Here is a 26,553-nt window from a genome sequence, read left to right as displayed (position 1 = left end):
CCTTGGCGCCAAAAAGAGGAAAAGTTATTAGAAACAGTAGTTTGGCAAACCTGGCTGTAACATTAGCAATTACTTGACGGGGGTCTTGTATCGATTGTTTATAGCGCCAATCACCATTTGGACTAACTGTTACATGGATCCAAAAGCCTGGTTTAATTCCGTGCGCCAATCTTTCATTCAGCTTTCAAAAGAAGGCTCTGCATCGCGGGTGTGAACAAAAGTTGTAAATTCTGGTCTTTCTATGTGACCTGATCCCTGGTTCGAGACATCAGTACAAGTAACCAGCCGAACGGTAAGCCCAACCGACGGCACATCATTTGATTGGGCACATAGAGAGAAGACCCCATGAACGCCCCGCTCCGTATCAACGAAGCACTTTTGATCGCCGACCGCGCATTCCAGCCATTCCAATGCGTCGCCTGGGCCCCACAAGACGGTAACGGCGAACTGAGCCTGACCGTCATCGACCGCACCAATACCCGTATTGGCCGCAAACAGATTCCAAGCAGCGCCTACTCCGACCCGGCGCAACTGGAAGACCTGCTGAAACAGGCCCGCGCCGAACTGAGCCAGGAAGGTTACAAACTGCAATCCTGGGCCATGCCGGAATAAACGGAAAAGACGGATCACTACCCAGTGATCCGTCTTTCTTATTCATCTGATATATCCTCCGCGCTTTTAGTACATCCCCCCTGCGACATTTTGACTCGCTCAGCATTAACTATCAGGATGAGTCCTGGACTTGGTGATGAGGGTAATTACATGGTTCGACTCGAACAGGTAACTCCCTCGCACCCGCCTACCCTTTCCCCAGGGCGCGCCAAGATCCTTATGAAGCTCGATGGTAAACCCGTCACTATCCATTGCCTGCAGAGACACATCCTTAAAGTCCAGACGGGCATACGTTTGTGGATGGATAAACTTATAAAACGCCTCTTTTGCGGAGAAGATCAGCGTAGCGGTTTCAAGTAAGTTCAAGTGCGATGCCTGCATCTGCAATTTATCCGTCTGGGTGAAGACCAGATGTTCCAGCGACAGGAGCATCTCTGTACCCACGATCTTTTCGATGTCGATACCCAGCCCGCTCCATTCGGACTGCCACGCCACGCAGGCAATAACCCGTTCCTCCGTATGAGACAAACTGCCCAGAACGCCCTCGGGCCAGTCGGGTGCACCATCGGCCTTGCGCCCTACTGCCCATGTAGCGGCTCCCAGCTGGCCAAGCGCTTGGCGGGCACAATAGCGGCCCGCCAGGTACTCGACTCTCCTCGTGTGCACACTATGTTGAATGTCTACAGGCAGTTCAGCGCCATGTTGCAGCAACTGCCCCAGATCAATACGGCTTCTGTCCAGCAGGAGACAGACCATGCCGATGCCGTCCGTAATGAAATGCGTTGCCAGCTCGATGGGGTCAAGTCCAATCATCTTGTCATACCGTGGCTCTTTTCAGGACCGGCAGCGACCCACATGGCCGCTGCCGAGCTTCCTTCTCAGATTATTGATCCGGTAATGACCCTGATGATCTCGTCGCTGGATTCCAGAATGTTGTGATGATGGCAGGCAAGCGGGACGACGCTCAACTGCGAGCAAGCCGCGCCCAACCCGTTATCCGTGACAGCAACAAGCGACTTCATCACAGAGCCCGGCAACTGCGGATTAGCCTGCATCGCCTTGAACAACGTGACCGTCGTCGCCTGCAATTTGACGCTCAACTGCTCTTGCGACAACTGCTCCTCCACTTCGGCGACCCTCCGGGCACGTTCGGCGGCGGCTCCCGTAAGCCCCAGCACTGGCAGCAGTGCGGCAAGCGGAATCTCCGCCGTGCCCTGCTGGTAGAAGCTATCGAGCAGATAGAGCGAAACAGCGGTAGCTCCCCGTTGCTCCAACTTGGCGGCAATTTCCAGGGCAATCAACCCGCCCAGCGACCAGCCAAGGATATGCACCCTGCCGGTATCCACCTGCAGTCCATTGACAATCATTTCATCCAGGTACCGGTCAGCCAGCGCCCCAAGTGAGCTGATCGTCGGCTGGTGATAAAGGTTGTGATTATCGATGCCCTGACAGTTCATCCTGCCCTGGAACTCCTGCGCGAGGGGATAGAAGACTTCGGCCCCAACCAGGGCCGGATGAATCATCCACAACACTGGCGCGCCGCTCTCTGCCGGATTCAACGGTATCACCAGGCCACTTTCAGTGACCGCCAACAGGTTTCTCAACGTACGGCACTGGAAAAGCCTGACGACAGGGATCGAGGTTTTCAGCAACTCCGACATCTTCATGCAGACCGAGATCGCCATGAGCGAAGTGCCTCCCGACCTGAAGAAGTCATCCGCCATACCGACCTGCTCGCGCTTCAGGGTGGCCTGCCACAGCTCGCACAATTGCTGTTCCAGTCCATTGGCGGGTGCGACGTAGTGGTTCTGCTCTCTCTGCCCGGGAGCGGGCAACGCCTTGCGATCCAGCTTGCCGCTGGAGTTGAAAGGCAGCGCCGGCAGGCGTATCAAGACGGTCGGGATCATGTACAGCGGTAACCGCTGACTCATGGACTCCAGCAGCTCGGACTCCACCAGCGGCTCGTCACAGACGTAGTACAACGCCAGACGCTCTTGAACTTCATCCTTGCAGACGATGGCGCAGCAGGATTTTATCGGGTCAAAGGCCAGAGCCTGGCTTTCCACCTCCCCCAACTCGACCCGGTAGCCATTGATTTTCACCTGGAAGTCCATGCGCCCCATGAACTCCAGGTTACCGTCAGGTAGATAACGTCCCGCGTCCCCGGTCCGGTAAAGCCGCTCGTCCAGTTCAGGGTGGTAGATGAATCGCTCCCGGGTTATCGGTTCATTGCGGAAATAGCCTCGGGCAACGCCTGCCCCACCGATGTACTGCTCGCCGGGCAAGCAAGGCGGCAGCAAGCGCATGTGGCTGTCCAGTACATAAAAGCGCTGATGCGCCATGGCTTTGCCATAAGGCACGCTCGGCGCCAGTATCGGAGCATCCGGAATGTCGTAGAGAATCGACCAGATGGAACTTTCCGTCGCGCCGCCGGCACTGACCACCCTGCAACCTCGGTTCCATTGGCGGATACGCGCCGGTAGCGGTTTGGCAATCACCTCCCCTACCAATACCGCCGTACGTAGCATCGGCCAGCCATTTTCATCGGCCTGGACGGATTCGAGGTACTCCACCAGCAATGTCATCACCGAAGGCGCGGAGTTCCAGAACGTCACCCCATGGGTCACCATCAAACGATGCCAGGCATCCGGTTGGTAACGCTCCGCTTCCGATGGCATCACCATGGTGCCACCCACCGACAGCAAGCCAAAAATATCAAACGCCGAAATATCAAAACTCAGAGCACTAAGGGCCAGGCCACGATCCAGGGCATTGAGATTGAGCTGTTGAATGGTGTCGACAATGCTGTTCACCGCCCCCCGATGTTCAATGGCGACGCCCTTGGGGACACCGGTAGAACCTGAAGTAAAGATGACATAGGCGAGTTCAGACGCGTCGGGGAGCATGGGTTCACCCATACTCGCGGCGGGTAACATGGCAACCGCACCGTATGGATCGATCAATAGCAGCCTGGCCTCGGGTTCCTCCTTCCATGGCTTGCTGCTGAACACCACCCGGGTTTGCGCCTGCCTGAGAACATCCCGCCGCCGACCTTCCGGCCAGGAGCTGTCCAGTGGCAGGTAAGCCTTGCCGGACATCACGATCGCCAGCACCGCGATGATCTGGGCCCGACCTTTGTCGACCATGACCGCAATGGTCTCGGCGTCCATGTCCACATGCTGGCGCAGCTGCAACGACAGAGTCAGAGCAGCCTGATACAACTCACCGTAAGTCAGCTCGCCAAGGCCGTCGATAATCGCAATGGCTCGCGGCTGCTGCCGGGCATGCTGGATAAAATCGTGATGGATCGCCCGTTCGAAATCATAGGCTGGCGGGCAGGACTTCCAGGCTTCGCGCTGCCGCCGGACCTCTACAGTGGGTACCAGCTCCAGCTGATTGATCCGCAAATGCCCCTCCCCGACGATCTGTTCAAGAATGCGCAGATAGTACCGAGACAGGCAGCTCATGGTTGGGGCAGTGAAGAGCGCGGTCGCGTAGTTGAATACGGCCTGCACGCGCTCACCTTCTTTCTGTATGTTCAGGGTCAGGTCGAACTTTGCCGCCTGGTACTGCTCCATCAGGCTTTGCGGTTCCAGCCAATCAGGCAAATTCGGGGTCTGCCCGTCATCCTCCAGCACAAATAGCACCTGGAATAGCGGATGCCGCGACAGATCGCGTGGTACCTGCAGAGCATCGATCAACTGCTCCAGCGGCAGGCTCTGATACTTCTGCACCTGAAGCACAGACTTGAAGACTTCGCGCACGTACTCGGACAACGGCATCTCGTCGTTGATCTGCGTGCGCAACGGTAGGGTATTGACGAAGAAACCCACTACCGATCGGGTTTCCGTCGTCGGTCGGTTGGCTACCGGCGTACCGACCAGAACATCCTGCTGGCCGCTGAAACAGCTGAGCAGCAGATTGAATGCCGACAGGAAAAGCGCAAAAGGCGTTACGCCTTCCCGTCGAATGAACTGCTCGGCCCGAGCCATCAGGGCCTCGGGCAATACAATGCCATGGTTGGCCCCGCGGTGGTCAAACTGCGCCGGCCGCACAAAATCGAGCGGCATCTCCAGCGTTTGCCAGCCCTGCAGTTGGTGCTGCCAGAAGGTTTTCAGTTCTGACAACCGAGCCGAATCGAGGTATTCACGCTGCCAGCAAGCGTAATCTCCATATTGCAGGAGCGGGTCCGGCAATGTCGGTTGCTGACCTCGTCGGTACGACTCATAGAGGTTTTGCAACTCCTCCAGGAACAGGTTTTGTGACCAGCCATCGAAGGCCAGGTGATGCACGACAATCAGGCTGTACAAGATCGTACTGCCGTCAGGCTGGCGGACCTCATAGAGACTGGCTCTGAGGGGAATTTCCGAATCGAGAGCAAATGGCCGGTCAATGTCGCCGAGCAACTGTTGTTGCCAGCCAGCGGCATCGAGCCGCAACTGCTGCACCCGCAACTCGTTGTCGGTCAACTTCGACAATGCGGTAAGAGCCGACGGCTGGCAAATGACACTGCGCAGCACGTGATGGCGGGCAACGATGGACTTCAGGCTCTGGCGATAAGCGCTCAGATCGACCTCGGCGCTCAGGCGGAACAGCATCGGTACGTGGTACAGATTGCTGCCACCGTTGAGCTTCTCGATAAACCACAGCTGCATCTGCGAGAACGACAGTGGCCAGGTATCACGCTGCAGCGCCGGAATCAGCAAAGGCCCGGACTCATTGCCGTTAAGCCTGAGGTAACGGCACAAGGCGCGGATCGTCGGATATTGCCCCAGTTCACCCAGGGTGACCTCCCTCCGTAACCTGCGGCTGATCTGGTAACAGGCCTGGATTGCCAGAATGGAGTTGCCGCCCAGGGAGAAGAAGTTGTCTTCCACGCTGACGCGCTCCAACTTCAACAATCCCCCCCAGATCAGGCAGCACTCGCGCTCCAGATCACTCTCGGCGGCGACCAGGGGGCGTTGTTCGCTCTCGGGGAGCGGCAGCGATTTTCGGGCGATCTTGCCGTTCTCGGTCAGAGGCATGCTGTCCAGCTGGATAAACGCCTTTGGCAGCATGTATTGCGGCAACTCACCACGCAGATACTGACTCAGCGCTTGAATGTCCACCGCCTTGGTAGCGACCAAGTAGGCCGCCAGATAAGGTTGCGGATGCTGAATCAATACCACGCAACACATGGTTATATCGGGATAGGACAGCGTGATGTTCTCGATTTCCCCCAGTTCAATGCGGTAACCGTTGATTTTGACTTGCTGGTCTATCCGCCCCATGAACTCGAGGTTGCCGTCGCTGAGGAAACGCCCGGCATCCCCGGTACGGTAGACGCGTTCCTGCAAGTGCTCATGCCAGAAGAAGCTGTCGGCGGTGCGCTGTGCATCCGCGTAATAGCCGCGCGCCAACCCTTCACCGGCGATATACATCTCGCCTTTCACCCCCACAGGCAGCGGTCGCAATTCAGCATCCAGAACATAGAAACGCTCGTGTGGCAACGGCTTGCCATACGGAATGCTGACCGACCGGACTGGTTCCTGCGGGACCTCATAAAGAATCGAGAAGACCGCCGCCTCCGTTGCGCCACCGGCGCTGCAGAAACGGCTGTGCGGGGCCCACTGCCGACAGCGTTCAGGCAATGACGTGGCAATCCAGTCCCCCCCTACCATCACCGCGCGCAACGCGGGTACCGGGCCGGAGAGAAGTCCGGCATTGCCGACATAGTCCAGCAACAGCTCCAGCAGCGCGGGCGCGCTCAGCCACACCGTAACGCGATGGTTGATGATCGATTGATACCAGGCCTGCGGGTTGACCCGATCGTTCTCGGCCGGCATGACGACCGCGCCCCCCACTGAAAGAGGGCTGAAGATGTCAAAAATGGCCAGGTCGAAACTCAGCGCGCTGAGGGCCAGGCTGCGGTCGTACGCGTCGATAGCGAAATAACGACGGGTACCTTCGAGCATATTCACCACACTGCGATGCTCGATCGCCACGCCTTTTGGCGTGCCTGTAGAACCAGAGGTAAAGATGATATAGGCCAGGCTGTCCGCAGCGGCATCGACGGCAGGCAAGAGCCGCGCCGGCGGTGGTAGCGTGAGGGCCTGCCCCGTGGCGCTCAGGCCGACGACATTGATCTGCGACGTCTCCCATGGCTCGCTGCTCAACAGGGTATTGATGCTCGCCTGGGCCATCACGCCCAGGCGGCGCTGCAACGGCCAGCCTTTATCCATCGGCAGGAAGGCTTTGCCACACATCAGCGCCGCCAGTATCGCCACAGGCTGCAGGCGTCCCTTGTCCGCGAGTATCGCAATCGCCTCGCCTGTCATGCCGCCCTGCAAGCGCAACTGGGTAGACAGCGTCAGGGCCGCCAGATACAGCTCGCCATAGGTCATTTCACCCAGCTCATCGATCACCGCCACGGCCTGCGGATGCTGCTGCGCGTAACGGATGAAATCGTGCTGCAGGGTACGCTCGAACGAATACTCGAAACGCCGCTCCTCAGCCATCGCAAGCTGCGTCTGCATGTGCGCGGCGCTCGCCAGGCCAAGGCTTCTCAGCGGCTGCTCGGCCCCCTCGACCATCTGCTGCAAGACCGTGACGTAGTAGCCGGCCAGGCGACTGATCGTGTCCTGGCTGAACAGCGCGGTGGCGAAGTTAAACCGGGCATTGATCCGCCCGGCAACGGGCGTCAACGTGAGGGTCAAGTCGAACTTGGCCGTTTGCTCATACGCACTCAGATCCACCACCGAAAGCCAATCCGGGCAAGCGGCGCCCACCGTGCTTTCCAGAGCGAACATCACCTGAAACAGTGGATGCCGCGAAAAGTCCCGTGGCACTCCCAGGCGATCCACCAGTTGCTCCAGCGGAAAGCTCTGATGTTGTTGCACTTGCGCCGTATTGGCCGCGACCTGGCGGATAAACTCGCACACCGAGAGTTCGTCAGGCACCCGATTGCGCAGCGGCAAGCTATTGACGAAAAAGCCGATTAGGCTTTCCAACTCCGGCTGGCTGCGGTTGGCCAACGGTGTCCCCACCACGATGTCATCCTGGTTGGTATAACGTGCCAGTAACAGGGTGAAGCCGGCCAACAGCACGGCATGCAGCGTAACCCCTTCCTTGCGGGCCAACGACTCGAGTGCTGCCACCAAGGATGCAGTCAGCAGGACCTCGCAGTGACTGCCGCGTGCATCAAAAAACGTGGGGCGAAGGTAATCCGGAGCAATATCCAGCTGCTGGTAGCCATCCAGCGCCTGATCCCAGAATGCCAGGGCCTCGGCACTGGCCCGGTCATCGGACTGCTCACGCTGCCAAACCGCATAGTCGAGATATTGCACATCAAGCGCCGGGGGAGCTTGTTCCGTTTGCCCGAGGAAATATTGATAAAGCGCCGCCAGCTCCCGCAGCAGCACGTCCATTGACCAGCCATCGAAAGCAATGTGATGGAACACCAGAAGACTCACCGTAACCTCTGCCCCGACCTCATTCCGGTAGCGGTAGATCGCTGCCCGCAACGGCAGATCGCGCAGCAGGTCAATCGGCTGCTGCAGCGCCTGTTGCAGGCAGTCAGTGAACTGCACTTGCGTCACCGAATGGATCGGTACCGCCAGCTCCTGCTCGGTGACATGCAGATACGCCTCGCCCGTTTCATCCTGGCGAATCAGGCTCCGCAGCACCTGATGACGAGCCACCACCGCCTGTAAACTTTTGATGTAGGTCGCGCAGTCGGCATCGGCGGACAGCTGCAACAGCACCGGCGACAGGTAATGCGTGGCGCCACCCGACAGATTCTCCATAAACCACAAGCGCGACTGCTGGAAAGACAGCCGCGCCTCGCTGCGCCCGCTCCTTGCGATCGAGGGTTCCGACAGCGTCCGCTCTTGCTGGGCAAGATGCTCACTCAGCAGCGCCACCGTCGGATACCGGTTCAGTGTCAGCGCCGATACTTTTATGCCAAGGGCCTTATAGATTTCATGGCACAACCTGATCGCCAGAATCGAGTTGCCGCCCAAGCGGAAGAAGTGATGGTCAATGCCTGCGTGGCTACCAAGCAGGCGGTTGAACAACGCCAGCAACCGGCTTTCCAACTCATTGCCAGGCGCGCGGAAAGGGACACTCTGATCGATCATCGCCGGCTCGGGCAACGCTCGGTAATCCACTTTTCGACTGACCGTCAGCGGGATCCTCGGGATCGCCATCATCGCCGTTGGCACCATGTGGGCCGGCAATTGGGTACTCAACTGCCGCCACAACCCCTCGACCGTCAGATCGCTGCCGGAAGCGACTACGAACCAGGCCTGAAGCTGCAGCGCAGGCTCCTTGCGCGCCGTGACCAGTGCTTCGGCCACTCCCGGCACGGCACGCATCACACTCTCGATCTCACCCAACTCGATGCGGTAACCGTTAATTTTCACCTGCTGGTCCGCTCGGCCACAGTATTCCAGGCTGCCATCAGCCAGGCGCCGCACACGATCGCCGGTGCGATACAGCCGACGGTAGTCCGGATCCTGGCTGAAGGGGTTTTCGATAAACGCCGAGGCCGTCAGTTCCGGCAAATTGAGATAACCGCGGGCAAGGCCGACTCCCGCCAGGCAAAGCTCGCCTTCAACCCCCAATGGCAGCGGGTGAAAATGCTCATCCACCACGTAGCAGCGCATATTGGCAATGCCCAGGCCAATATTGCGGGCACCATTATTTCGATACAGGTTGATGCTCACACTGACCGAGGCTTCGGTGGGCCCATACAGGTTGGCAACCTGCAAACCCGCCGCCAGATAGTGCTCGAGCACATCCTGCGAAGTCGACTCCCCGCCTACGGCAAGGCAACGCAGAGAGTCCGGCAATAGAGGACGGGGACCCAGCAGTGCGGGCGGCAGAAGGCAGAAGTTGATTTGCCACTCGCGCATCTGCGCGGTGAGCAACTCAAGATCCAGGCGCTGGGGTTCGCTGGCGATACACAGGCGATGCCCGTTGTTAAGAGCGATGAAGACTTCGAACACATGCGCGTCGAAGGCCAGGGTGGCAAATTGCAGACAGTTCAGAACACCCTGCTCACGACTCAGCAGCCGGCGGCCATGACCCAGAATCATGTTCGCGGCACCCCGATGTTCGCACAGCGTGCCTTTGGGCTTCCCTGTTGTCCCGGAGGTATAAATGACATAAGCCAACTGCTCGCCGCTCACCTCGGGAAGCAGTATCGGCTCTTTGCCAGACACTCGGTCTCCCGGCCGATCGATCAGCAGGCAGTAGCTATCGGCCGTACTTTCCTTCAATGAGTTCTCAAGAGCCGTTTCGGTCAAGACAATGGGGCTGCCCACATCGCTCAGGATATACGCCAGCCGTTGCGCGGGGGCGTAAGGGTCCAAAGGCACATAGGCCGCGCCAGCCTTCATGATTGCCAGCATGGCCACGACTGCGTTGGCCCCCCGCTGCACATACAAGGGGATCAAGGTATCGGCCGGCATTTCCTCGCCGCAAATACGCAGATATTCCTCACGCAACCTACGCGCCAGGCCGCTGCTACGCTGCGCGAGCTCCCCATAACTGAATGCCTGCCGGCTGTCGACCAATGCCATCCGCGTGGGGTAAAGACGGGCATTTTCCTCAAAACCGGCGAACAGCGTCGTGACGTGCTCCAGCGGCACTTCACTGTCGTTATTGGATTGATTTTCTAGACGCTGCGCCTGCTCTTCGGATAAATATGGCAGCGTGGAAAGCGGCCGATCCGGCTCGCTTAGTGACGACCACAGCAAATGTTGGTATTGCTCCGCGAGCTCAGCCATTTGTACCGCGTCGAATAGATTCGCGTCATACCTGAGCCTGAACTCAAAGGCGTCTTTCGACTGCTGATACTCCAACAACAATTCAGTGCCTGCCAGGTCGTCATTGAAGCGATGATTGACCTGTGCCCGGCAACCATCAAATGTCAACGGAAAATTCTTCAGAAAACCCTGGGAAAAACTGACGTTCAATTCGGCAACCGGACTCTCGCTGAGCATGTAATGAACCGGCAACTTGGAGTGGCGCAGCCGTCCCGAGACCTTAAGTTTTTTCGTATAGTCGAGGGTCGTTTTATACAAGCTTGAAAAGTTCGAATCAGCAAGTAACGCCAAGGGAAATACCGCGGTATTCACCTGCCCGCCATAATAGACTTTTTCCCCTCCTTCCGCTGCGACAGGATAGGCGATGCAAACTTTTTCCTGCCCCGTCTGACGGGCAATCAAGATCGCCCACAACGTCTTGAATATTAGAAAATGATTGGCATATTTGATCCCGGCCTTCAGATCTCGCCAGTCGGCGAACGAGACATCAAAACGCACTTCGCCCACTGTCTCTTGCCTCTGTCCGGAGGATATGCGGGGCAACTCGGCACGCCGCGGACAACCAGACAACAAGTCGCGCCAGAACCCGGCCGAGTCAAACCGCCCACGCAATTGAGCAACGTCATCTTCATAGCGCGCATATAAATCGAGGAGATCACTAAACGTCTCTGCCGGCGCGAGCCCAAGCGGGCCCTTGTTGTAATATTCAGATAACAAGGCATAAAACTCGTCGCCAGACAGGCCATCCAGTAGCACGTGGTGTACGACGACAAGAAAGTTGTAACGTCGTTCGCCAGTCTTGATCAGATGGAAGCGACAGAGAGGCCCTTGGCGGAGGTCAAAGGGAGTACGTACCAGGGATTGGGCATCGCAGGGTGAATCGAAATACTCGAGGGTTATGGGGTTATCGGCTTTCACCCAGAAAAGCTGTCCATCCTTTTCATCGAGAACATGATTAAACAGAATATAGTCTCGACTTATACCCTCTACGGCCAAACACAGCCTGTTTAAATCCAGATCACCTTCGATGTCCTGATCCAGAACCAGGTTATATTCGCATGACTGCGGCTTGATAATATATTCATCCCAGAAGATCCTGGTGTAAGGCGAGGCAGAAAACATACGATATCCTTAAGGTTTATTAGAGTGAGCCTTCACGTCTAAACTGATCGCCGCATTTTAACGAGAGACTCTCTCGCCACTAAAAACAAGACTACGATTAAAAATCCTTTGCCTTGGGCCAAAGCCGAAAAGCGTGCCTGTTTCTTAATTCAATTATGTTCCTCTTACCCCCAGCCCAACCCTTCATCTGCCTTTCACCAGCACAGACTCCAAGTTAAATAAATATTTATGATCACCAATCGAGAAAGATACGCACTCACGAATTCTCGCGAAATAATATATTTAACGAAAACCCAATATCTATAAGATATTTCCTTTGCACTCATAAGATAAAACTTAATTAAAAAAGAGAATCAAGCAGAATCTCCACGGCAATATCTGAACACAAGGACTGGGTCCTATCCGGGGTTATCGCTCCGATTGACAGCAGTTCGCCGCCGCCCCAACTCTGTATCGGGGCGCAAGTCTTTGATGGAGGGGAGAAACCGGGAACAGTTTTGTCCGGCGAGCACTACTTATCCGGGAAGGTTGACGAGATCGCGACCAGGGCTGCCGACGATCCTGAGGGTCATTTGCAACAGGCAGGGCGTCCGGAGGTGGCTTATATCGGCGATGGCGACCGGTACGTCTGCTGCTCGTCGAATTCAAGTACGAGGGTTCGCACCACAAGTGACAAAGCCGCAGCTGCCGGATCGGCAAGCGGGCTGATGCCATCCTGCACGACCATGGCGACACCCTGCGGCCAAGAACCTGGTCAGTCGGTATCCGGGGGACACTTTGCGAGCGCCTTACTTCAAACCGCCAAACCGCCGATAGAAACTTTCGCCGACGTCGGGCAACGGACCGTCGGCGTTTTCCAGCGCGTCGTTGAGCCATTCCTCGGCCTTGGCGTAGATCAGACGATAGATGTTGCGGCACAGCTGGCGCGCCGCTCGGCCTTCCCAGTCGCCAGGGAGCAGCTCGTCCGGCAGCTGCGGATCGCGCAGCAGCAGTTTGCGGTATTCGTGGATCAGCAGCAGGCGCGCCAGGAAACAATCGGCCGGCTGCAGTTGCTCCTGCTCGCGCAGCGCTTGCCACAGCGGCCGGAACAGCTGGATGAACTCGCTGTAATGAGCCGCCAGCTCGTCGATGTTCCAGCTTTCGCGCACCTGCAGGCGCAGCGCCTTGGAGGCCAGCACGTCCTGGGCGGTGGTCTCGAATACAATGGTGTCTTCCTGGGCGCCGAGGTCCACCAGGGTCGCGTTGATATCCGCCCGATCGCTGCGCGGACAGGCCAGCAGCACCGGTGAAATCGCGCCAAAACCTTGCCACTCCAGCTCTTCGCGCACCTGCTTGCGCTTGTCCTGGCCGAGCTGCGACAGCATCACCAGGCACCAGGAACCGTCCCAGGCCGGCACGCTGGCGTTGTAGACCCGCTTGAAGGCCTTGTCGAAACGCCGGCGGCCGGTACCGGTCAGGCTGTAATAGCTGCGGCGCCCGACTTTCTCGGCGGTCAGCCAGCCTTCCTTGGTCAGGCGGAAGATCGAGGTGCGGATCAGTCGCTCGTTGATGCCGATGGGTTCGAGCAACTGGATCAGGCTGCCCAGCCATACCGTACCGCCGTGGGGTTCGATGGCATCGCCGTACAGGGTAATGATCAGGGAACTGGCGCGAATCGGCGTCTGCTCCTGGAAACGGGTCACAAGGTGATTCAAAGGTGCTAGGGACGACATGGGCGTACCGGACAAAAAGGAAGAAATATACCGGGTTTCACCGGCTTGGAGTGGCCTGGAGCGCACGACCCACTGTGCCCTGGTTGTTCACTGGGCGGTATTTTTCGGGCGCAGGCCGCTGTCGGTGATACGCGGGCGATTGGCTTCGGGCTCCGCGAGCGGCTCACAGACCTGCATCTGCTCCAGGCAGCGCCTGGCCAGCTGTTGGTATTCACGGGTGCCGGCCTGCTTCCAGTGCAGCTCTTCGTCGCTGAGGCGGCGTTTGACACTGGCCGGGGCGCCCATGACCAGCGACTGCTCCGCACACTCGAAGCCGGCCTTGACGAAGGCCGCCGCGGACACGAAGCAGCGTGGCGCGATCCGGGCGTTGTCCATCACCACCGCGTTCATCCCCACCAGCGCATCGGCGCCGATCCGGCAGCCGTGCAGCACCGCGCCGTGGCCGATATGGCCGTTGCGCTCGACCACCGTGTCGCTGTCGGGAAAGCCGTGCATCACACAGGTGTCCTGCAGGTTGGCCCCCTCCTCCAGCACGATCCGCCCGAAATCGCCGCGCAGGCTGGCCAGCGGGCCGATGTAGCAATGGGCACCGACTATCACGTCGCCGATCAACACGGCGGACGGATGCACATAAGCACTGGGATGGACCACCGGGGTCAGGCCGTCGAGGCTGTAGCAGGTCATGAGGTACTCCTTGGCTAGGCGGCAAGTCGACATAGCGCGCAAAGCGATGCCGATCAGGATTTATTTTGTATCACATCAAGCTTAAACGAAAAAGCGGAAAAACAGTATCGCGTCTCTACTCAGCGAAGGCCGCCAGACAAAGGCCAAAAACCCCAATAAAACCTGGAAAATCACGACTTGATCGACCCTCTTCGTCCTGGCGAAACAGATTCAACGCCCCAACATAAAGACACACTAATCATATTTTTACATTGCATTTATGTATCACATTGGCGATATACTCGGCGAAAACCGGCTCCCCAGCCGATCCAATAATGACCCGGCCCTGCGCCGAGCGTGCACCGTGAGGGCATCCGCCATGCCTCAAACCCTTGCTGTCGAAAGCCTCGATGGCGGCGTTCGACTGATTACCCTGCAACGCCCCGCCGCCCTGAATGCCCTGACCACCGAATTGCTCGGCGAACTGGCAGCCGCCCTGGACGCCGCCCAGGCCGACAGCGAGACCCGGGTCGTGGTGCTGACCGGCAGCCGCAAGGCATTCGCCGCCGGCGCCGACATCAATGAAATGGCCGAGCGCGACCTCACCGGCATCCTCAACGACCCGCGCCAGGCTTCCTGGCAGCAGATCACCGGCTTCAGCAAACCGCTGATCGCCGCGGTCAACGGCTTTGCCCTCGGCGGCGGCTGCGAGCTGGCCATGCACGCCGACATCCTGATCGCCGGCGAGGACGCGCGCTTCGGCCAGCCGGAAATCAACCTCGGGATCATGCCCGGCGCCGGCGGCACCCAGCGCCTGCTGCGAGCGGTCGGCAAATCCCTGGCCATGCAGATGGTCCTCGGCGGCGAGTCGATCGATGCCCGCCATGCCTTGCGCGCCGGCCTGGTCAGCGAGGTCACCCAACCGGAACTCACGGTCGAGCGCGCCCTGCAGCTGGCGCGGCTGATCGCCGGCAAGGCACCGCTGGCCCTGCGCCTGGCCAAAGAGGCGCTGCTCAAGGCGCTGGACACCGACCTCGCCAGCGGCCTGCGCTTCGAGCGCCACGCCTTCACCGTGCTGGCCGGCACCCGCGACCGCGAAGAAGGCATCCGCGCCTTCCAGGAAAAACGCCGGCCCAGCTTCACCGGCCACTAGGCCGCCGCAGCGGCCAACGACTCCCACGACCCGTCAGAGAGCGCCAGAACCATGAACTTCGAACACATCCTGTTTTCCGTCGAGGCAGGCGTCGCCCTCCTCAGCCTGAACCGCCCCGAGCAGCTCAACAGCTTCAATGCGCAGATGCATGGCGAGGTCCGCGAAGCGCTCAAGCAGGTGCGCGCCAATCCCGAGGCCCGGGTGCTGCTGTTGACCGGTGAAGGCCGTGGCTTCTGTGCCGGCCAGGACCTGAGCGACCGCAATGTCGCCCCCGGCGCGGAGGTGCCGGACCTGGGCGAGTCCATCGAACGTTTCTACAACCCGCTGATCCGCCAGTTGCGCGACCTGCCGCTGCCGGTGATCTGCGCGGTGAACGGCGTGGCCGCCGGGGCCGGGGCCAACATTCCCCTGGCCTGCGACCTGGTGCTGGCCGGCCGTTCGGCGAGCTTTATCCAGGCGTTCTGCAAGATCGGCCTGATCCCCGACTCCGGCGGAACCTGGACCCTGCCGCGCCTGGTCGGCATGGCGCGGGCCAAGGCCCTGGCCCTGCTGGGCAATCGCCTGACGGCCGAACAGACCGAGCAATGGGGCCTGATCTATCGCTGCGTCGAAGATGCCGAGTTGCGTGACGAAGCCCTCAAGCTTGCGCGCCACCTGGCCACCCAGCCGACCTACGGCCTGGCGCTGATCAAGCGCAGCCTCAACGCCAGCCTGAACAACAGCTTCGACGAACAGCTGGAACTGGAAAAAGACCTGCAACGCCTGGCCGGGCGCAGCGAGGATTACCGCGAAGGCGTGAGTGCCTTCATGGACAAACGCACACCGACCTTCAAGGGGCGTTGAACATGAGCGCACTGACACTCCAGGTCCGTGTCGCGGTGATCGGCGCCGGCGCGATGGGCGCCGGCATCGCCCAGGTCGCAGCCCAGGCCGGCCACCCGGTCTGGCTATTGGACAACCGCCCGGGCGCCGCGGCGCAAGCCATCGCCGGCATCGACCGGCAACTCGCCCGGCGCGTGGCCAACGGCAAGCTCGACGCCCAGGCGCACAGGGCAACCATGGCCCGGTTGCAGGCGGCCGAATCCATCGAGCAACTGGCCGACAGCGAGCTGATCGTCGAAGCCATCGCCGAGAACCTCGAGGCCAAGCGTGAGCTGTTTCGTCAGCTGGAAAGCCTGTGCCGCGACAGCTGCATCCTCGCCAGCAACACCTCTTCGCTGTCGATCACCCGCATCGCCGCCGGCCTGAAGCATCCCGAACGCCTGCTGGGCCTGCACTTTTTCAACCCGGCGCCGGTCATGCCGCTGGTCGAGGTCGTCTCGGGGCTGGCCAGCGACCGGCAACTGGCGCAGTGCCTTTACGACACCGCGACAAACTGGGGCAAGAAGCCGGTGCACACCCGCTCCACCCCGGGCTTTATCGTCAATCGCGTGGCCCGGCCGTTCTACGCCGAAAGCCTGCGCCTGTTGCAGGAAGGCGCCAGCGACTGCGCCACCCTCGATGCCCTGCTGCGCGAAGCCGGTGGTTTTGCCATGGGTGCCTTCGAGCTGACGGACCTGATCGGCCATGACGTCAACTACGCAGTGACCCGCTCGGTCTTCGAGGCCTATTACGGCGACATGCGCTTTCAGCCGTCACTGATCCAGCAGGAACTGGTGGATGCCGGGCATTTCGGCCGCAAGAGCGGCCAGGGCTTCTATTCCTATGCCGAGGGCGCCGAACGCCCAGCCCCTGTCGAGCTGCACAGCGATCAGCCCATCGAACACTGTGTGGTCGAGGGCGACCTGGGGGCTGCCCAAGGTTTGCTGCAACGCCTGCGCGAGTCCGGCGTGCGCCTGGTCGAGCGTGACGGCCCTGGCCTGTTGCGGGTCGGCGACGCGGTACTGGCGGTCAGCGACGGGCGCCTGGCCAGCCAGCGCGCCCGCGACCACGGTTTGAGCAACCTGATCCTGCTGGACCTGGCCCATGACTATGCCAGCGCTGGCCGGTTGGCCATCAGCTGCTGCGCCGGCACCAGCCCACTGGCCCGCGACCAGGCGGTGGCACTGTTGCAACGCGCCGGGTTCAAGGTCAGCCAGCTCAGCGACAGCCCGGGGCTGCTGGTCCTGCGCACCGTGGCGATGCTCGCCAACGAGGCCGCCGACGCCTTGCTGCAAGGCGTGGCCTCGGCGGTGGACATCGACCTGGCGATGCGCGCCGGGGTCAATTACCCCGAAGGCCCCCTGGCCTGGGCCGACCGCCTGGGCCTGCCATGGGTGCTCGAGATCCTGCAAAACCTGCAGGCCGCCTACGGCGAGGAACGTTATCGACCGTCCCTGCTGTTGCGCCGCCGGGTTGCCGAAGGGAGGACACTGCATGCTTGATCACCCTGCCATGAGCCTGGCCAGCGCGTGCGCCCAGAGCCTGTTCAAACGCGACAACGCCAGCCAGGCGCTGGGCATGCGCCTGCTGTCGGTGGCGCCCGGCGCCGCCCGGCTGGGCATGAGCGTGCGCGAAGACATGCTGCAGGGCCACGGCACCTGCCACGGCGGCTTGCTGTTCACCCTGGCGGACTCGGCCTTCGCCCTGGCCTGCAATACCTACGACGAAGCCACGGTGGCCATCGGCTGCAGCATCGACTACATCGCCCCGGCCCGCCTCGGCGACACCCTGACCGCCGATTGTATCGAGCAAAGCCGTAGCGGCCGGACCGGCAACTACGACGTGCGGATCGAAAACCAGCATGGCGTGCTGATCGCCCTGTTCCACGGCAAATCCTACAAAGTGCGCGGCCCGGTGCTGGCGCAGGAGACCCCCAATGAATGACGCCCTGATCATCGATGCAGTCCGCACCCCCATCGGCCGTTACGGCGGCGCCCTGAGCAGCGTGCGCGCCGACGACCTGGGCGCAGTGCCGTTGCGCGCCCTGATGCAGCGTAATCCCGGAGTCGACTGGAGCCGGGTCGACGAAGTGATCTACGGCTGCGCCAACCAGGCCGGCGAAGACAACCGCAACGTGGCACGCATGTCGGCGCTGCTGGCCGGGTTGCCGGTGGAGGTCCCCGGCACCACCCTCAACCGCTTGTGCGGCTCCGGCCTGGACGCCATCGGCACCGCCGCCCGCGCCCTGCGTTGTGGCGAGGCCCGGCTGGTGCTGGCCGGCGGCGTCGAATCGATGTCCCGCGCGCCGCTGGTGATGGGCAAGGCGCAGACCGCGTTTTCCCGCCAGGCCGAGCTGTTCGACACCACCATCGGCTGGCGCTTCGTCAATCCGCTGATGGAACAAGGCTTCGGCATCGACTCGATGCCGGAAACCGCGGAAAACGTCGCCGCGCAGTTCGGCATTTCCCGCGCCGACCAGGACACCTTCGCCCTGCGCAGCCAGCAGCGGGCCGCGGCGGCGCAAGCCAGCGGACGCTTGGCCAGGGAAATAGTCGCGGTGTCCATTCCCCAGCGCAAAGGCCCGCCGACCCTGGTCGAGCAGGACGAACACCCAAGGGGCGACACCACCCTCGAACAGCTGCAGAAGCTCGGCACGCCATTCCGCCAGGGCGGCAGCGTCACCGCGGGCAACGCCTCGGGGGTCAACGACGGCGCCTGCGCCCTGTTGCTGGCCGATGCAGCAACCGCACAATGCTACGGCCTCAAGGCGCGTGGTCGGGTGGTCGCCATGGCCACCGCCGGGGTCGAGCCACGGATCATGGGCATCGGCCCGGTGCCAGCCACGCGCAAGGTGCTGGAGCTGGCCCGGCTGAGCCTGGCGGACATGGACGTGATCGAACTCAACGAAGCGTTCGCCGCCCAGGGCCTGGCGGTGCTGCGCGAGCTGGGCCTGGCGGACGACGACGAGCGGGTCAACCCCAACGGCGGCGCCATCGCCCTGGGCCACCCCCTGGGCATGAGCGGCGCGCGCCTGGTGACCACCGCGCTGCACGAACTGGAACAACGCCAGGGTCGCTACGCCTTGTGCACCATGTGCATCGGTGTGGGCCAGGGCATCGCCCTGATCGTCGGACGAGTTTAAGACCAGATACACCCGCGCCCGGAGCCCCCGAGGGTATCCTGGGCGCAGGCACTCAGGAGTCGCCCGCCGGCGGCTCGACACAACAATAATTCGAGTGAAGCCATGAACATGCCAATTGCCAAAGCCGTGCTTGATCCCCTGCTGGACCCGCTGGAAACCGCCAGCGTCGACCAGTTGCGCCAGCATCAGCTGGAACGCCTGCGCTGGAGCCTGAACCACGCCTACCGGAACGTGCCGCTGTACCGTCAGCGCTTCGACGCGCTGGGCGTGCACCCCGACGATGTGCGCAGCCTGGAGGACCTGGCGAAATTCCCGTTCACCAGCAAGTCCGACCTGCGCGACAACTACCCCTACGGCATGTTCGCCGTGCCGATCCAGGACGTGGTGCGCCTGCACGCCTCCAGCGGCACCACCGGCAAGCCGACGGTGGTCGGCTACACCCAGAACGACATCGACACCTGGGCCAGGGTGGTCGCGCGCTCGATCCGCGCCGCCGGCGGCCGGCGTGGCGACAAGGTCCATGTGTCCTACGGCTACGGCCTGTTCACCGGCGGCCTGGGGGCGCACTACGGCGCCGAGCGCCTGGGCTGTACGGTGATCCCGATGTCCGGTGGCCAGACCGAAAAACAGGTGCAACTGATCAAGGACTTCCAGCCGGACATCATCATGGTCACGCCCTCCTACATGCTCAACATCGCCGACGAGATCGAGCGCCAAGGCATCGATCCGCAAAAGCTCGCCCTGCGCCTGGGGATCTTCGGCGCCGAACCCTGGACCGCCGAACTGCGCAGCGCCATCGAGCAGCGCCTGGGCATCACCGCGCTGGATATCTACGGGCTCTCGGAAATCATGGGCCCCGGCGTGGCCATGGAATGCGCCGAGACCAAGGACGGGCCGACCATCTGGGAGGACCACTTCTACCCCGAGATCATCGACCCGGTGACCGGCCAGGTGTTGCCGGATGGCCAGATGGGCGAGCTGGTGTTCACCTCGCTGAGCAAGGAAGCCCTGCCGATGATCCGCTACCGCACCCGCGACCTGACCCGCCTGCTGCCCGGTACGGCGCGGCCCATGCGGCGTATCGACAAGATCACCGGGCGCAGCGACGACATGCTGATCATTCGCGGGGTCAACGTGTTCCCCACGCAGATCGAGGAGCAGGTGCTCAAGGTCCGGCAACTCTGCGAATGCTACGAGATCCACCTGTACCGCAACGGCAACCTCGACAGCGTCGAGGTGCATGTGGAGCTCAAGAACGAGCACCGACAGCTGGGCGACGAGCAGCAGAAAGCCATCTGCGACGAACTGAGCCGGCACATCAAAACCTACATCGGCATCAGCTCGCGTATCGTTTTGCGCCCGGCCTTTTCCCTCAAGCGCTCCGAGGGCAAGGCCAGCCACGTGGTGGACAATCGGCAGAAATAGGCCTTTCCAAGCTTAAAGCCCCGCTTCGGCGGGGCTTTTTTTGCCCGAGGAAAAACCCTTGTCGGGCAAAGCGATACAAAAACATATACGACACGTTATTTTGTATTTGATATTTATTTTTGTATCACATATAAAGTTCTCCATGCCCAGGCAATCCTTCACGGCAGGAGACGCACCATGTACGCACAGCTGGTAGAGACCGGAGTCAAAAGCATCAAGCCCCGTTCGGAGATGTCCGAACAGGAACGCGCCTTCCAGGAAAAAATCGATTCGGAAATCAAGATCGAAGCCAAGAACTGGATGCCGGATGCCTATCGGCAAACCCTGATCCGGCAGATTTCCCAGCACGCCCATTCGGAAATCGTCGGCATGCTGCCCGAAGGCAACTGGGTAACCCGCGCCCCGACCCTCAAGCGCAAGCTGCAACTGATGGCCAAGATCCAGGACGAAGCCGGCCACGGCCTGTACCTGTACAGCGCGATGGAAACCCTGGGCGCCGACCGCGACGAGGAAATCGCCAAGCTGCACAGCGGCCGCGCCAAGTATTCGAGCATCTTCAACTACCCGACGCTGAACTGGGCCGACATGGGCGCGGTGGGCTGGCTGGTGGACGGCGCGGCGATCGTCAATCAGGTGGTGCTGCAGCGCACCTCCTACGGCCCCTACTCCCGGGCCATGGTGCGCATCTGCAAGGAAGAAAGCTTCCACCAGCGCCAGGGTTACGAAATCCTCCTGACCCTGATGCGCGAGGGCAACCAGGCGCAGAAGGACATGGTCCAGGACGCCATCAACCGCCTGTGGTGGCCGGCCCTGATGATGTTCGGCCCCAGCGACGAACACTCGCCCAACAGCGCGCAGTCCATGGCCTGGAAGATCAAGCGCCAGAGTAACGACGAACTGCGCCAGCGCTTCATCGACCAGACCATCCCGCAGCTGGAACTGCTCGGCTGCACCTGCCCGGACCCGGACTTGAAGTGGAACGCCGAACGCGGCCACTACGACTTCGGCGAGATCCAGTGGGACGAATTCTACGAAGTGCTCAAGGGCAACGGCCCGTGCAACCAGGAACGCGTCGCCACCCGGCGCAAGGCCATCGAGGATGGCGCCTGGGTCCGCGAAGCCGCGGTCGCCCACGCCCGCAAGAAAGCCAATAAAAACGTCGCGTGAACCCTGGCCGCGGCAACCCGCGGCCAGGGCCACAGCGCTTCAGCCCCTGATGTGGAGTCACCCTTATGTCTGAATGGACCCTCTTCGAAGTCTTCGTGCGCAGCAAGCACGGGCTCAACCACAAGCACGTCGGCAGCGTGCACGCCGCCGACAGCGCCATGGCCATCGAGAACGCCCGCGAGCTCTACACCCGCCGCAGCGAAGGCGTGAGCCTGTGGGTGGTGCCCTCGGCGCTGATCGTCGCCTCGTCCCCGGATGAAAAGGACCCGCTGTTCGACCCGGCGGACGACAAGGTCTATCGCCACGCCAGCTTCTACGAGCTGCCGGCCGAAGTCGGGCACATGTGAGGTCGACCATGAACACGCAAAACGAATTGATCCAGTACCTGCTGCGCCTGGGCGACAGCGCCCTGGTCCAGGGCCAGCGCCTGTGCCAGTGGTGCGGCCGCGCGCCGGCCCTGGAAGAAGAACTGGCGCTGATGAACGTCGGCCTCGACCTGGTGGGCCAGGCCCGCAACTGGCTGGACTACGCCGCCGAACTGCTGGACGACGGCCGCGACGCCGACCACCTGGCGTTCCGCCGCGACGAGCGCGCCTATCGCAACCTGCTGCTGGTGGAGCAGCCCAACGGCGATTTCGCCGTGACCCTGCTCAAGCAGTTTCTCTACGACGCCTGGCACCTGGAAGTGCTCAAGGGCCTGGCCCAGTCCAGCGACGAGCGCATCGCCGGGATCGCCGCCAAGGCGGTGAAGGAAGTCACCTATCACCTGCGCCGCTCCAGCGAATGGGTCGAGCGCCTGGGCGACGGCACCGAGCACAGCCACCAGCGCATGCTGGAGGCGATCCCCCTGCTCTGGCGCTTCACCGTCGAGTTGATCAGCGGCGACGACAGCGAAAACCACCTGCACGGCGCCGGCCTCATCGCCGACCCCGCGCAGGTCGCCAGCGCCTGGCAGGCCACGGTGACGCGGATCTTCGCCAGCGCCACCCTGCCCCTGCCAGCGCCCCCCAGCCATTTCTACCTGGACGCCCGCCGCGGCCTGCACAGCGAACACCTGGGCATTCTGCTGGCGGAAATGCAGGCACTGCCACGAGCGTACCCCGATGCGACCTGGTGAGCTGATTTCCAGCGACCGTGGCGCCCGCGCCCTGCAGCCGGGCGACCTGGAGGCGGCCTGGAACATCCTCGGCGCGGTCATGGACCCGGAGGTGCCGGTGGTCAGCGTGGTGGAGCTGGGCATCGTCCGCGACCTCGGCTGGCACGACGGCCACCTGCAGGTGGTGGTCACCCCGACCTATTCCGGCTGCCCGGCCACCGAGGTGATCGAGGGCGATATCCGTGCCGCCCTGGAACTCGCCGGGTTTTCCGCGCCCCGCCTGCAACGCCGGCTGACCCCGGCCTGGAGCACCGACTGGATCACCGCCAGCGGCCGCGAACGGCTGCGGGCCTACGGCATCGCCCCGCCTGTGGCCAGTAGCAGCAAGCGCAGCCTGCTGGGCGAAAGCGCTGCCATCTGCTGTCCGCAATGTGGCAGTAGCCACACCGAACAGCTCAGCGAGTTCGGCTCGACCGCCTGCAAGGCGCTGTATCGCTGCCGGGACTGCCTGGAGCCGTTCGACTATTTCAAGTGCATCTGACGCCGTGTCAGTGGGAGAACAACCATGAGCAAATTCCACAGCCTGACCATCAAGGATGTGCGCAGCGAAACCCGCGACGCGGTGTCCATCGCCTTCGAGATTCCGCAGCACCTGCAGGACAGCTTTCATTTCACCCAGGGCCAGCACCTGGTGATGCGCACCCAGCTGGAGGGCGAGGAAGTGCGCCGTTCCTATTCGATCTGCGCCGGGGTCAACGACGGCGAGCTGCGCATTGCCGTGAAGCGCGTGGCCGGCGGGCGCTTTTCGGCGTTCGCCAATGACCGGCTCAAGCCCGGGCATTGCCTGGATGTGATGCCGCCGGCCGGGCACTTCCATGTCCAGCTCGACCCCGTGCGCCATGGCCAGTACCTGGCGGTGGCGGCCGGCAGCGGCATCACGCCGATCCTGTCGATCATCAAGAGCACCCTGGAAACCGAGCCCCACAGCCGCGTCACCCTGCTGTACGGCAACCGCGCAAGCTCCGCCGCCCTGTTTCGCGAACAGCTGGAAGACCTGAAGAACCGCTACCTGCAACGCCTGAACCTGATCTTCGTGTTCAGCCGCGAACAGCAGGACGTCGACCTCTACAACGGCCGGATCGACGCCGACAAATGTGCCCGGCTGTTCTCCCGCTGGCTCGACGTCAAGGCCCTGGACGCTGCCTTCATCTGTGGCCCGCAGGCGATGACCGAAACCGTGCGCGACAGCCTGAAAGCCCACGGCATGGCCGCCGAGCGCATTCACTTCGAGCTGTTCGCCGCCGCTGGCAGCCCGCACAAGCGCGAGGAGCGCAAGACGGCCCGGCAGCTCGATGCGGCGGTCAGCCAGATCACCGTGATCAGCGACGGTCGCGCCCTGGCCTTCGACCTGCCGCGCAACAGCCAGAGCATCCTCGATGCCGGCAATGCCCAGGGCGCCGAGCTGCCCTATTCGTGCCGCGCCGGGGTGTGCTCCACCTGCAAGTGCAAGGTGATCGAAGGCGAAGTGGAAATGGACAGCAACCACGCCCTCGAGGACTACGAAGTGGCGGCCGGGTACGTACTGTCGTGCCAGTCGTTCCCGGTCAGCGACAAGGTGGTGCTGGACTTCGACCAGCTCTGACCTGTGGCCGCTGCCGCAGGCTGCGATAAGACCGAAGGCCTTCAGCGATCTTAAGACCGTGCGCCCGCTTCGCGGTCGATCGCAGCCTCCGGCAGCGGCTACAGAAGCAAAAGAACCACACCGCGTTTCAACCAAAACAAAAACAACATCAAGAGAGCGCTCCCATGACCCCGCAAGACATCGAACAGATCCGCCAGCACCCCGACTTCGTCCAACTGGTGCGGCGCAAACAGAACCTCTACTGGTCCCTGACCCTGGCCATGCTGGTGATCTACTACGGCTTCGTGCTGCTGGTGGCGTTTTCCCCCAGCACCCTGGGGCGCTCGCTGAGTGGCGGGGTGACCACGGTCGGCATGCTGGTGGGCGTGGCGATCGTGCTGCTGGCCTTCGCCCTCACCGGCTTTTACGTCTATCGCGCCAATAACGTGATCGACCCGCTGAACGAAAAGCTCAAGCAGGAGTGCGCCCAATGAAGCCCTTGCTGGCGTTGTTCGCCCTGCCGTGCGTGTTCGCCACCGACCTGGCACTGGCCGCCGAAGGCAGCGCGCGCCCCTTGAACTGGAACGCCATCGGCATGTTCCTGGTGTTTGTCCTGTTCACCCTCGGCGTCACCCGCTGGGCCGCCCTGCGCACCCGCTCGGCCAGCGACTTCTATACCGCCGGCGGCGGCATGAGCGGCTTGCAGAACGGCCTGGCGATCGCCGGCGACATGATCTCCGCGGCGTCCTTCCTGGGCATCTCGGCGATGATGTTCCTCAACGGCTACGACGGATTGCTGTACGCCCTGGGCGTGCTCGCCGGCTGGCCGATCATCCTGTTCCTGATCGCCGAACGCCTGCGCAACCTGGGCAAGTACACCTTCGCCGACGTGGTGTCCTACCGCCTGGAACAGACCCCGGTGCGCCTGACCTCGGCCTTCGGCACCCTGACCGTGGCCCTGATGTACCTGGTGGCGCAGATGGTCGGCGCCGGCAAGCTGATCGAGTTGCTGTTCGGCATCAGCTACCTCTATGCGGTGATGCTGGTCGGCGTGCTGATGGTGTTCTACGTGACCTTCGGCGGCATGCTCGCCACCACCTGGGTGCAGATCATCAAGGCGGTGATGCTGCTGTTCGGCACCAGCTTCATGGCGTTCATGGTGCTCAGGCATTTTGGCTTCAGCACCGAGGCGATGTTCGCCGGGGCCAGCGCCGTGCATGCCAAGGGCAGCGCGATCATGGCCCCCGGCGGGCTGCTGTCGAACCCCATCGATGCCATCTCCCTGGGCCTGGGCATGATGTTCGGCACCGCCGGCCTGCCGCATATCCTGATGCGCTTCTTTACCGTCAGCGACGCCAAGGAAGCGCGCAAGAGCGTGTTCTACGCCACCGGCTTCATCGGCTACTTCTACCTGCTGCTGATCGTGGTCGGCTTCGGCGCGATCGTCATGGTCGGCACCGACCCGGCGTTCCGCGACGCCAACGGCGCGATCATCGGCGGCGGCAACATGATCGCCGTGCACCTGGCCCAGGCGGTGGGCGGCAACCTGTTCCTCGGCTTCATCTCGGCGGTGGCCTTCGCCACCATCCTCGCGGTGGTCGCCGGCCTGGCGCTGTCCGGCGCCTCGGCGGTGTCCCACGACCTGTATGCCTGCGTGCTGCGCAAGGGCCAGGCCAGCGAGCAGCAGGAAATGCGCGTGTCGCGCATCGCCACCCTGTGCATCGGCGTGCTGGCGATCGTCCTCGGCCTGCTGTTCGAGTCGCAGAACATCGCCTTCCTGTCCGGGCTGGTGCTGGCCATCGCCGCCTCGGTGAATTTCCCGGTGCTGTTCCTTTCGATGTTCTGGAAAGGCCTGACCACCCGCGGCGCCGTGACCGGCAGCCTGGCCGGGCTGGTGTCGGCGATCGTGCTGCTGGTGCTGAGCCCGGCGGTCTGGGTCAACGTGCTGCATCACGAACGGGCGCTGTTCCCCTACTCCAACCCGGCGCTGTTCTCCATGAGCCTGGCGTTCTTCAGCGCCTGGCTGTTCTCGGTGACCGACACCTCGGCGCGGGCCGAACTGGAGCGTGGTCGCTACCTCGCGCAGTTCATCCGCTCGATGACCGGCATCGGCGCCTCCGGCGCCAGCAAACACTGAACCCGTTCCGATCGATGACAGGGAATAACAACA

18 protein-coding genes are annotated in these 26,553 nt (G+C 61.8%); 14 read left to right on the top strand and 4 right to left on the bottom strand.

Going from position 1 to position 26,553, the window contains the following annotated elements:
- The first annotated feature begins 345 nt into the window (after nt 1-345).
- The gene (locus J4D28_RS24020) at nt 346-612 is read left to right on the top strand and encodes a hypothetical protein (RefSeq protein ID WP_009048883.1); all 267 of its coding nucleotides are present in this window, start codon (nt 346-348) and stop codon (nt 610-612) included.
- A gap of 105 nt (nt 613-717) precedes the next feature.
- Here J4D28_RS24020 and J4D28_RS24015 read toward each other — a convergent pair whose 3' ends face one another.
- The 4 genes from J4D28_RS24015 to paaY all read right to left on the bottom strand — a co-directional run bounded on the left by J4D28_RS24015 (nt 718) and on the right by paaY (nt 13,939).
- Nucleotides 718-1,425, bottom strand: coding sequence for a 4'-phosphopantetheinyl transferase (locus J4D28_RS24015; RefSeq protein WP_103331692.1), 708 nt, complete (start codon nt 1,423-1,425; stop codon nt 718-720).
- A 65-nt stretch (nt 1,426-1,490) separates the two neighbouring features.
- Nucleotides 1,491-11,543, bottom strand: a complete 10,053-nt coding sequence (locus tag J4D28_RS24010; protein WP_103331691.1) for a non-ribosomal peptide synthetase — start codon at nt 11,541-11,543, stop codon at nt 1,491-1,493.
- Nucleotides 11,544-12,331: 788 nt separating this feature from the next.
- Nucleotides 12,332-13,255, bottom strand: a complete 924-nt coding sequence (paaX, locus tag J4D28_RS24005) for a phenylacetic acid degradation operon negative regulatory protein PaaX (protein ID WP_009043762.1) — start codon at nt 13,253-13,255, stop codon at nt 12,332-12,334.
- 87 nt (nt 13,256-13,342) lie between these two features.
- Complete coding sequence (gene paaY, locus J4D28_RS24000) at nt 13,343-13,939, bottom strand: phenylacetic acid degradation protein PaaY (RefSeq protein ID WP_009048880.1); 597 nt, start codon at nt 13,937-13,939, stop codon at nt 13,343-13,345.
- A 358-nt stretch (nt 13,940-14,297) separates the two neighbouring features.
- Here paaY and paaF point away from each other — a divergent pair, with 358 nt between their 5' ends.
- From paaF to J4D28_RS23935, 13 genes are all read left to right on the top strand, one after another.
- The gene (gene paaF / locus J4D28_RS23995; RefSeq protein WP_023964869.1) at nt 14,298-15,071 is read left to right on the top strand and encodes a 2,3-dehydroadipyl-CoA hydratase PaaF; all 774 of its coding nucleotides are present in this window, start codon (nt 14,298-14,300) and stop codon (nt 15,069-15,071) included.
- Nucleotides 15,072-15,122: 51 nt separating this feature from the next.
- Complete coding sequence (gene paaG / locus J4D28_RS23990; protein ID WP_103331690.1) at nt 15,123-15,914, top strand: 2-(1,2-epoxy-1,2-dihydrophenyl)acetyl-CoA isomerase PaaG; 792 nt, start codon at nt 15,123-15,125, stop codon at nt 15,912-15,914.
- A gap of 2 nt (nt 15,915-15,916) precedes the next feature.
- Nucleotides 15,917-17,434, top strand: a complete 1,518-nt coding sequence (gene paaH / locus J4D28_RS23985) for a 3-hydroxyacyl-CoA dehydrogenase PaaH (RefSeq protein WP_028682381.1) — start codon at nt 15,917-15,919, stop codon at nt 17,432-17,434.
- The gene (paaI, locus tag J4D28_RS23980) at nt 17,427-17,876 is read left to right on the top strand and encodes a hydroxyphenylacetyl-CoA thioesterase PaaI (RefSeq protein ID WP_016704785.1); all 450 of its coding nucleotides are present in this window, start codon (nt 17,427-17,429) and stop codon (nt 17,874-17,876) included. The genes paaH and paaI overlap by 8 nt, the downstream gene beginning before the upstream one ends.
- A complete protein-coding gene (gene pcaF / locus J4D28_RS23975) occupies nt 17,869-19,074 on the top strand; it encodes a 3-oxoadipyl-CoA thiolase (protein ID WP_103331689.1) in 1,206 nt (401 codons plus the stop codon). The genes paaI and pcaF overlap by 8 nt, the downstream gene beginning before the upstream one ends.
- A gap of 102 nt (nt 19,075-19,176) precedes the next feature.
- A complete protein-coding gene (paaK, locus tag J4D28_RS23970; protein WP_016704783.1) occupies nt 19,177-20,499 on the top strand; it encodes a phenylacetate--CoA ligase PaaK in 1,323 nt (440 codons plus the stop codon).
- Nucleotides 20,500-20,676: 177 nt separating this feature from the next.
- On the top strand, nt 20,677-21,666 hold the full coding sequence (gene paaA, locus J4D28_RS23965) for a 1,2-phenylacetyl-CoA epoxidase subunit PaaA (RefSeq protein WP_038632237.1): 990 nt from the start codon (nt 20,677-20,679) through the stop codon (nt 21,664-21,666).
- A gap of 65 nt (nt 21,667-21,731) precedes the next feature.
- Complete coding sequence (gene paaB / locus J4D28_RS23960; RefSeq protein ID WP_007926505.1) at nt 21,732-22,013, top strand: 1,2-phenylacetyl-CoA epoxidase subunit PaaB; 282 nt, start codon at nt 21,732-21,734, stop codon at nt 22,011-22,013.
- 8 nt (nt 22,014-22,021) lie between these two features.
- Nucleotides 22,022-22,783 carry a 1,2-phenylacetyl-CoA epoxidase subunit PaaC gene (paaC, locus tag J4D28_RS23955; protein WP_038632235.1) on the top strand — a complete coding sequence of 254 codons (762 nt, stop codon included), beginning with the start codon at nt 22,022-22,024 and terminating at the stop codon, nt 22,781-22,783.
- Complete coding sequence (gene paaD, locus J4D28_RS23950; RefSeq protein ID WP_103331688.1) at nt 22,770-23,303, top strand: 1,2-phenylacetyl-CoA epoxidase subunit PaaD; 534 nt, start codon at nt 22,770-22,772, stop codon at nt 23,301-23,303. The genes paaC and paaD overlap by 14 nt, the downstream gene beginning before the upstream one ends.
- 24 nt (nt 23,304-23,327) lie before the next feature.
- Entirely contained in the window at nt 23,328-24,404 is a 1,077-nt protein-coding gene (gene paaE / locus J4D28_RS23945; RefSeq protein ID WP_103331687.1) for a 1,2-phenylacetyl-CoA epoxidase subunit PaaE, read from the top strand.
- 164 nt (nt 24,405-24,568) lie between these two features.
- Nucleotides 24,569-24,877, top strand: coding sequence for a DUF485 domain-containing protein (locus J4D28_RS23940; protein WP_009048869.1), 309 nt, complete (start codon nt 24,569-24,571; stop codon nt 24,875-24,877).
- A complete protein-coding gene (locus J4D28_RS23935) occupies nt 24,874-26,520 on the top strand; it encodes a cation acetate symporter (RefSeq protein ID WP_028682388.1) in 1,647 nt (548 codons plus the stop codon). The genes J4D28_RS23940 and J4D28_RS23935 overlap by 4 nt, the downstream gene beginning before the upstream one ends.
- Nucleotides 26,521-26,553 lie beyond the last annotated feature (33 nt).

Origin of the sequence: Pseudomonas sp. GW531-T4, assembly GCF_017349615.1 — a bacterium.
Lineage (GTDB): Bacteria > Pseudomonadota > Gammaproteobacteria > Pseudomonadales > Pseudomonadaceae > Aquipseudomonas > Aquipseudomonas chlororaphis_I.
Note: the sequence above shows the minus strand (reverse complement) of the source record. Positions and strands in the feature narration are given on the sequence as shown.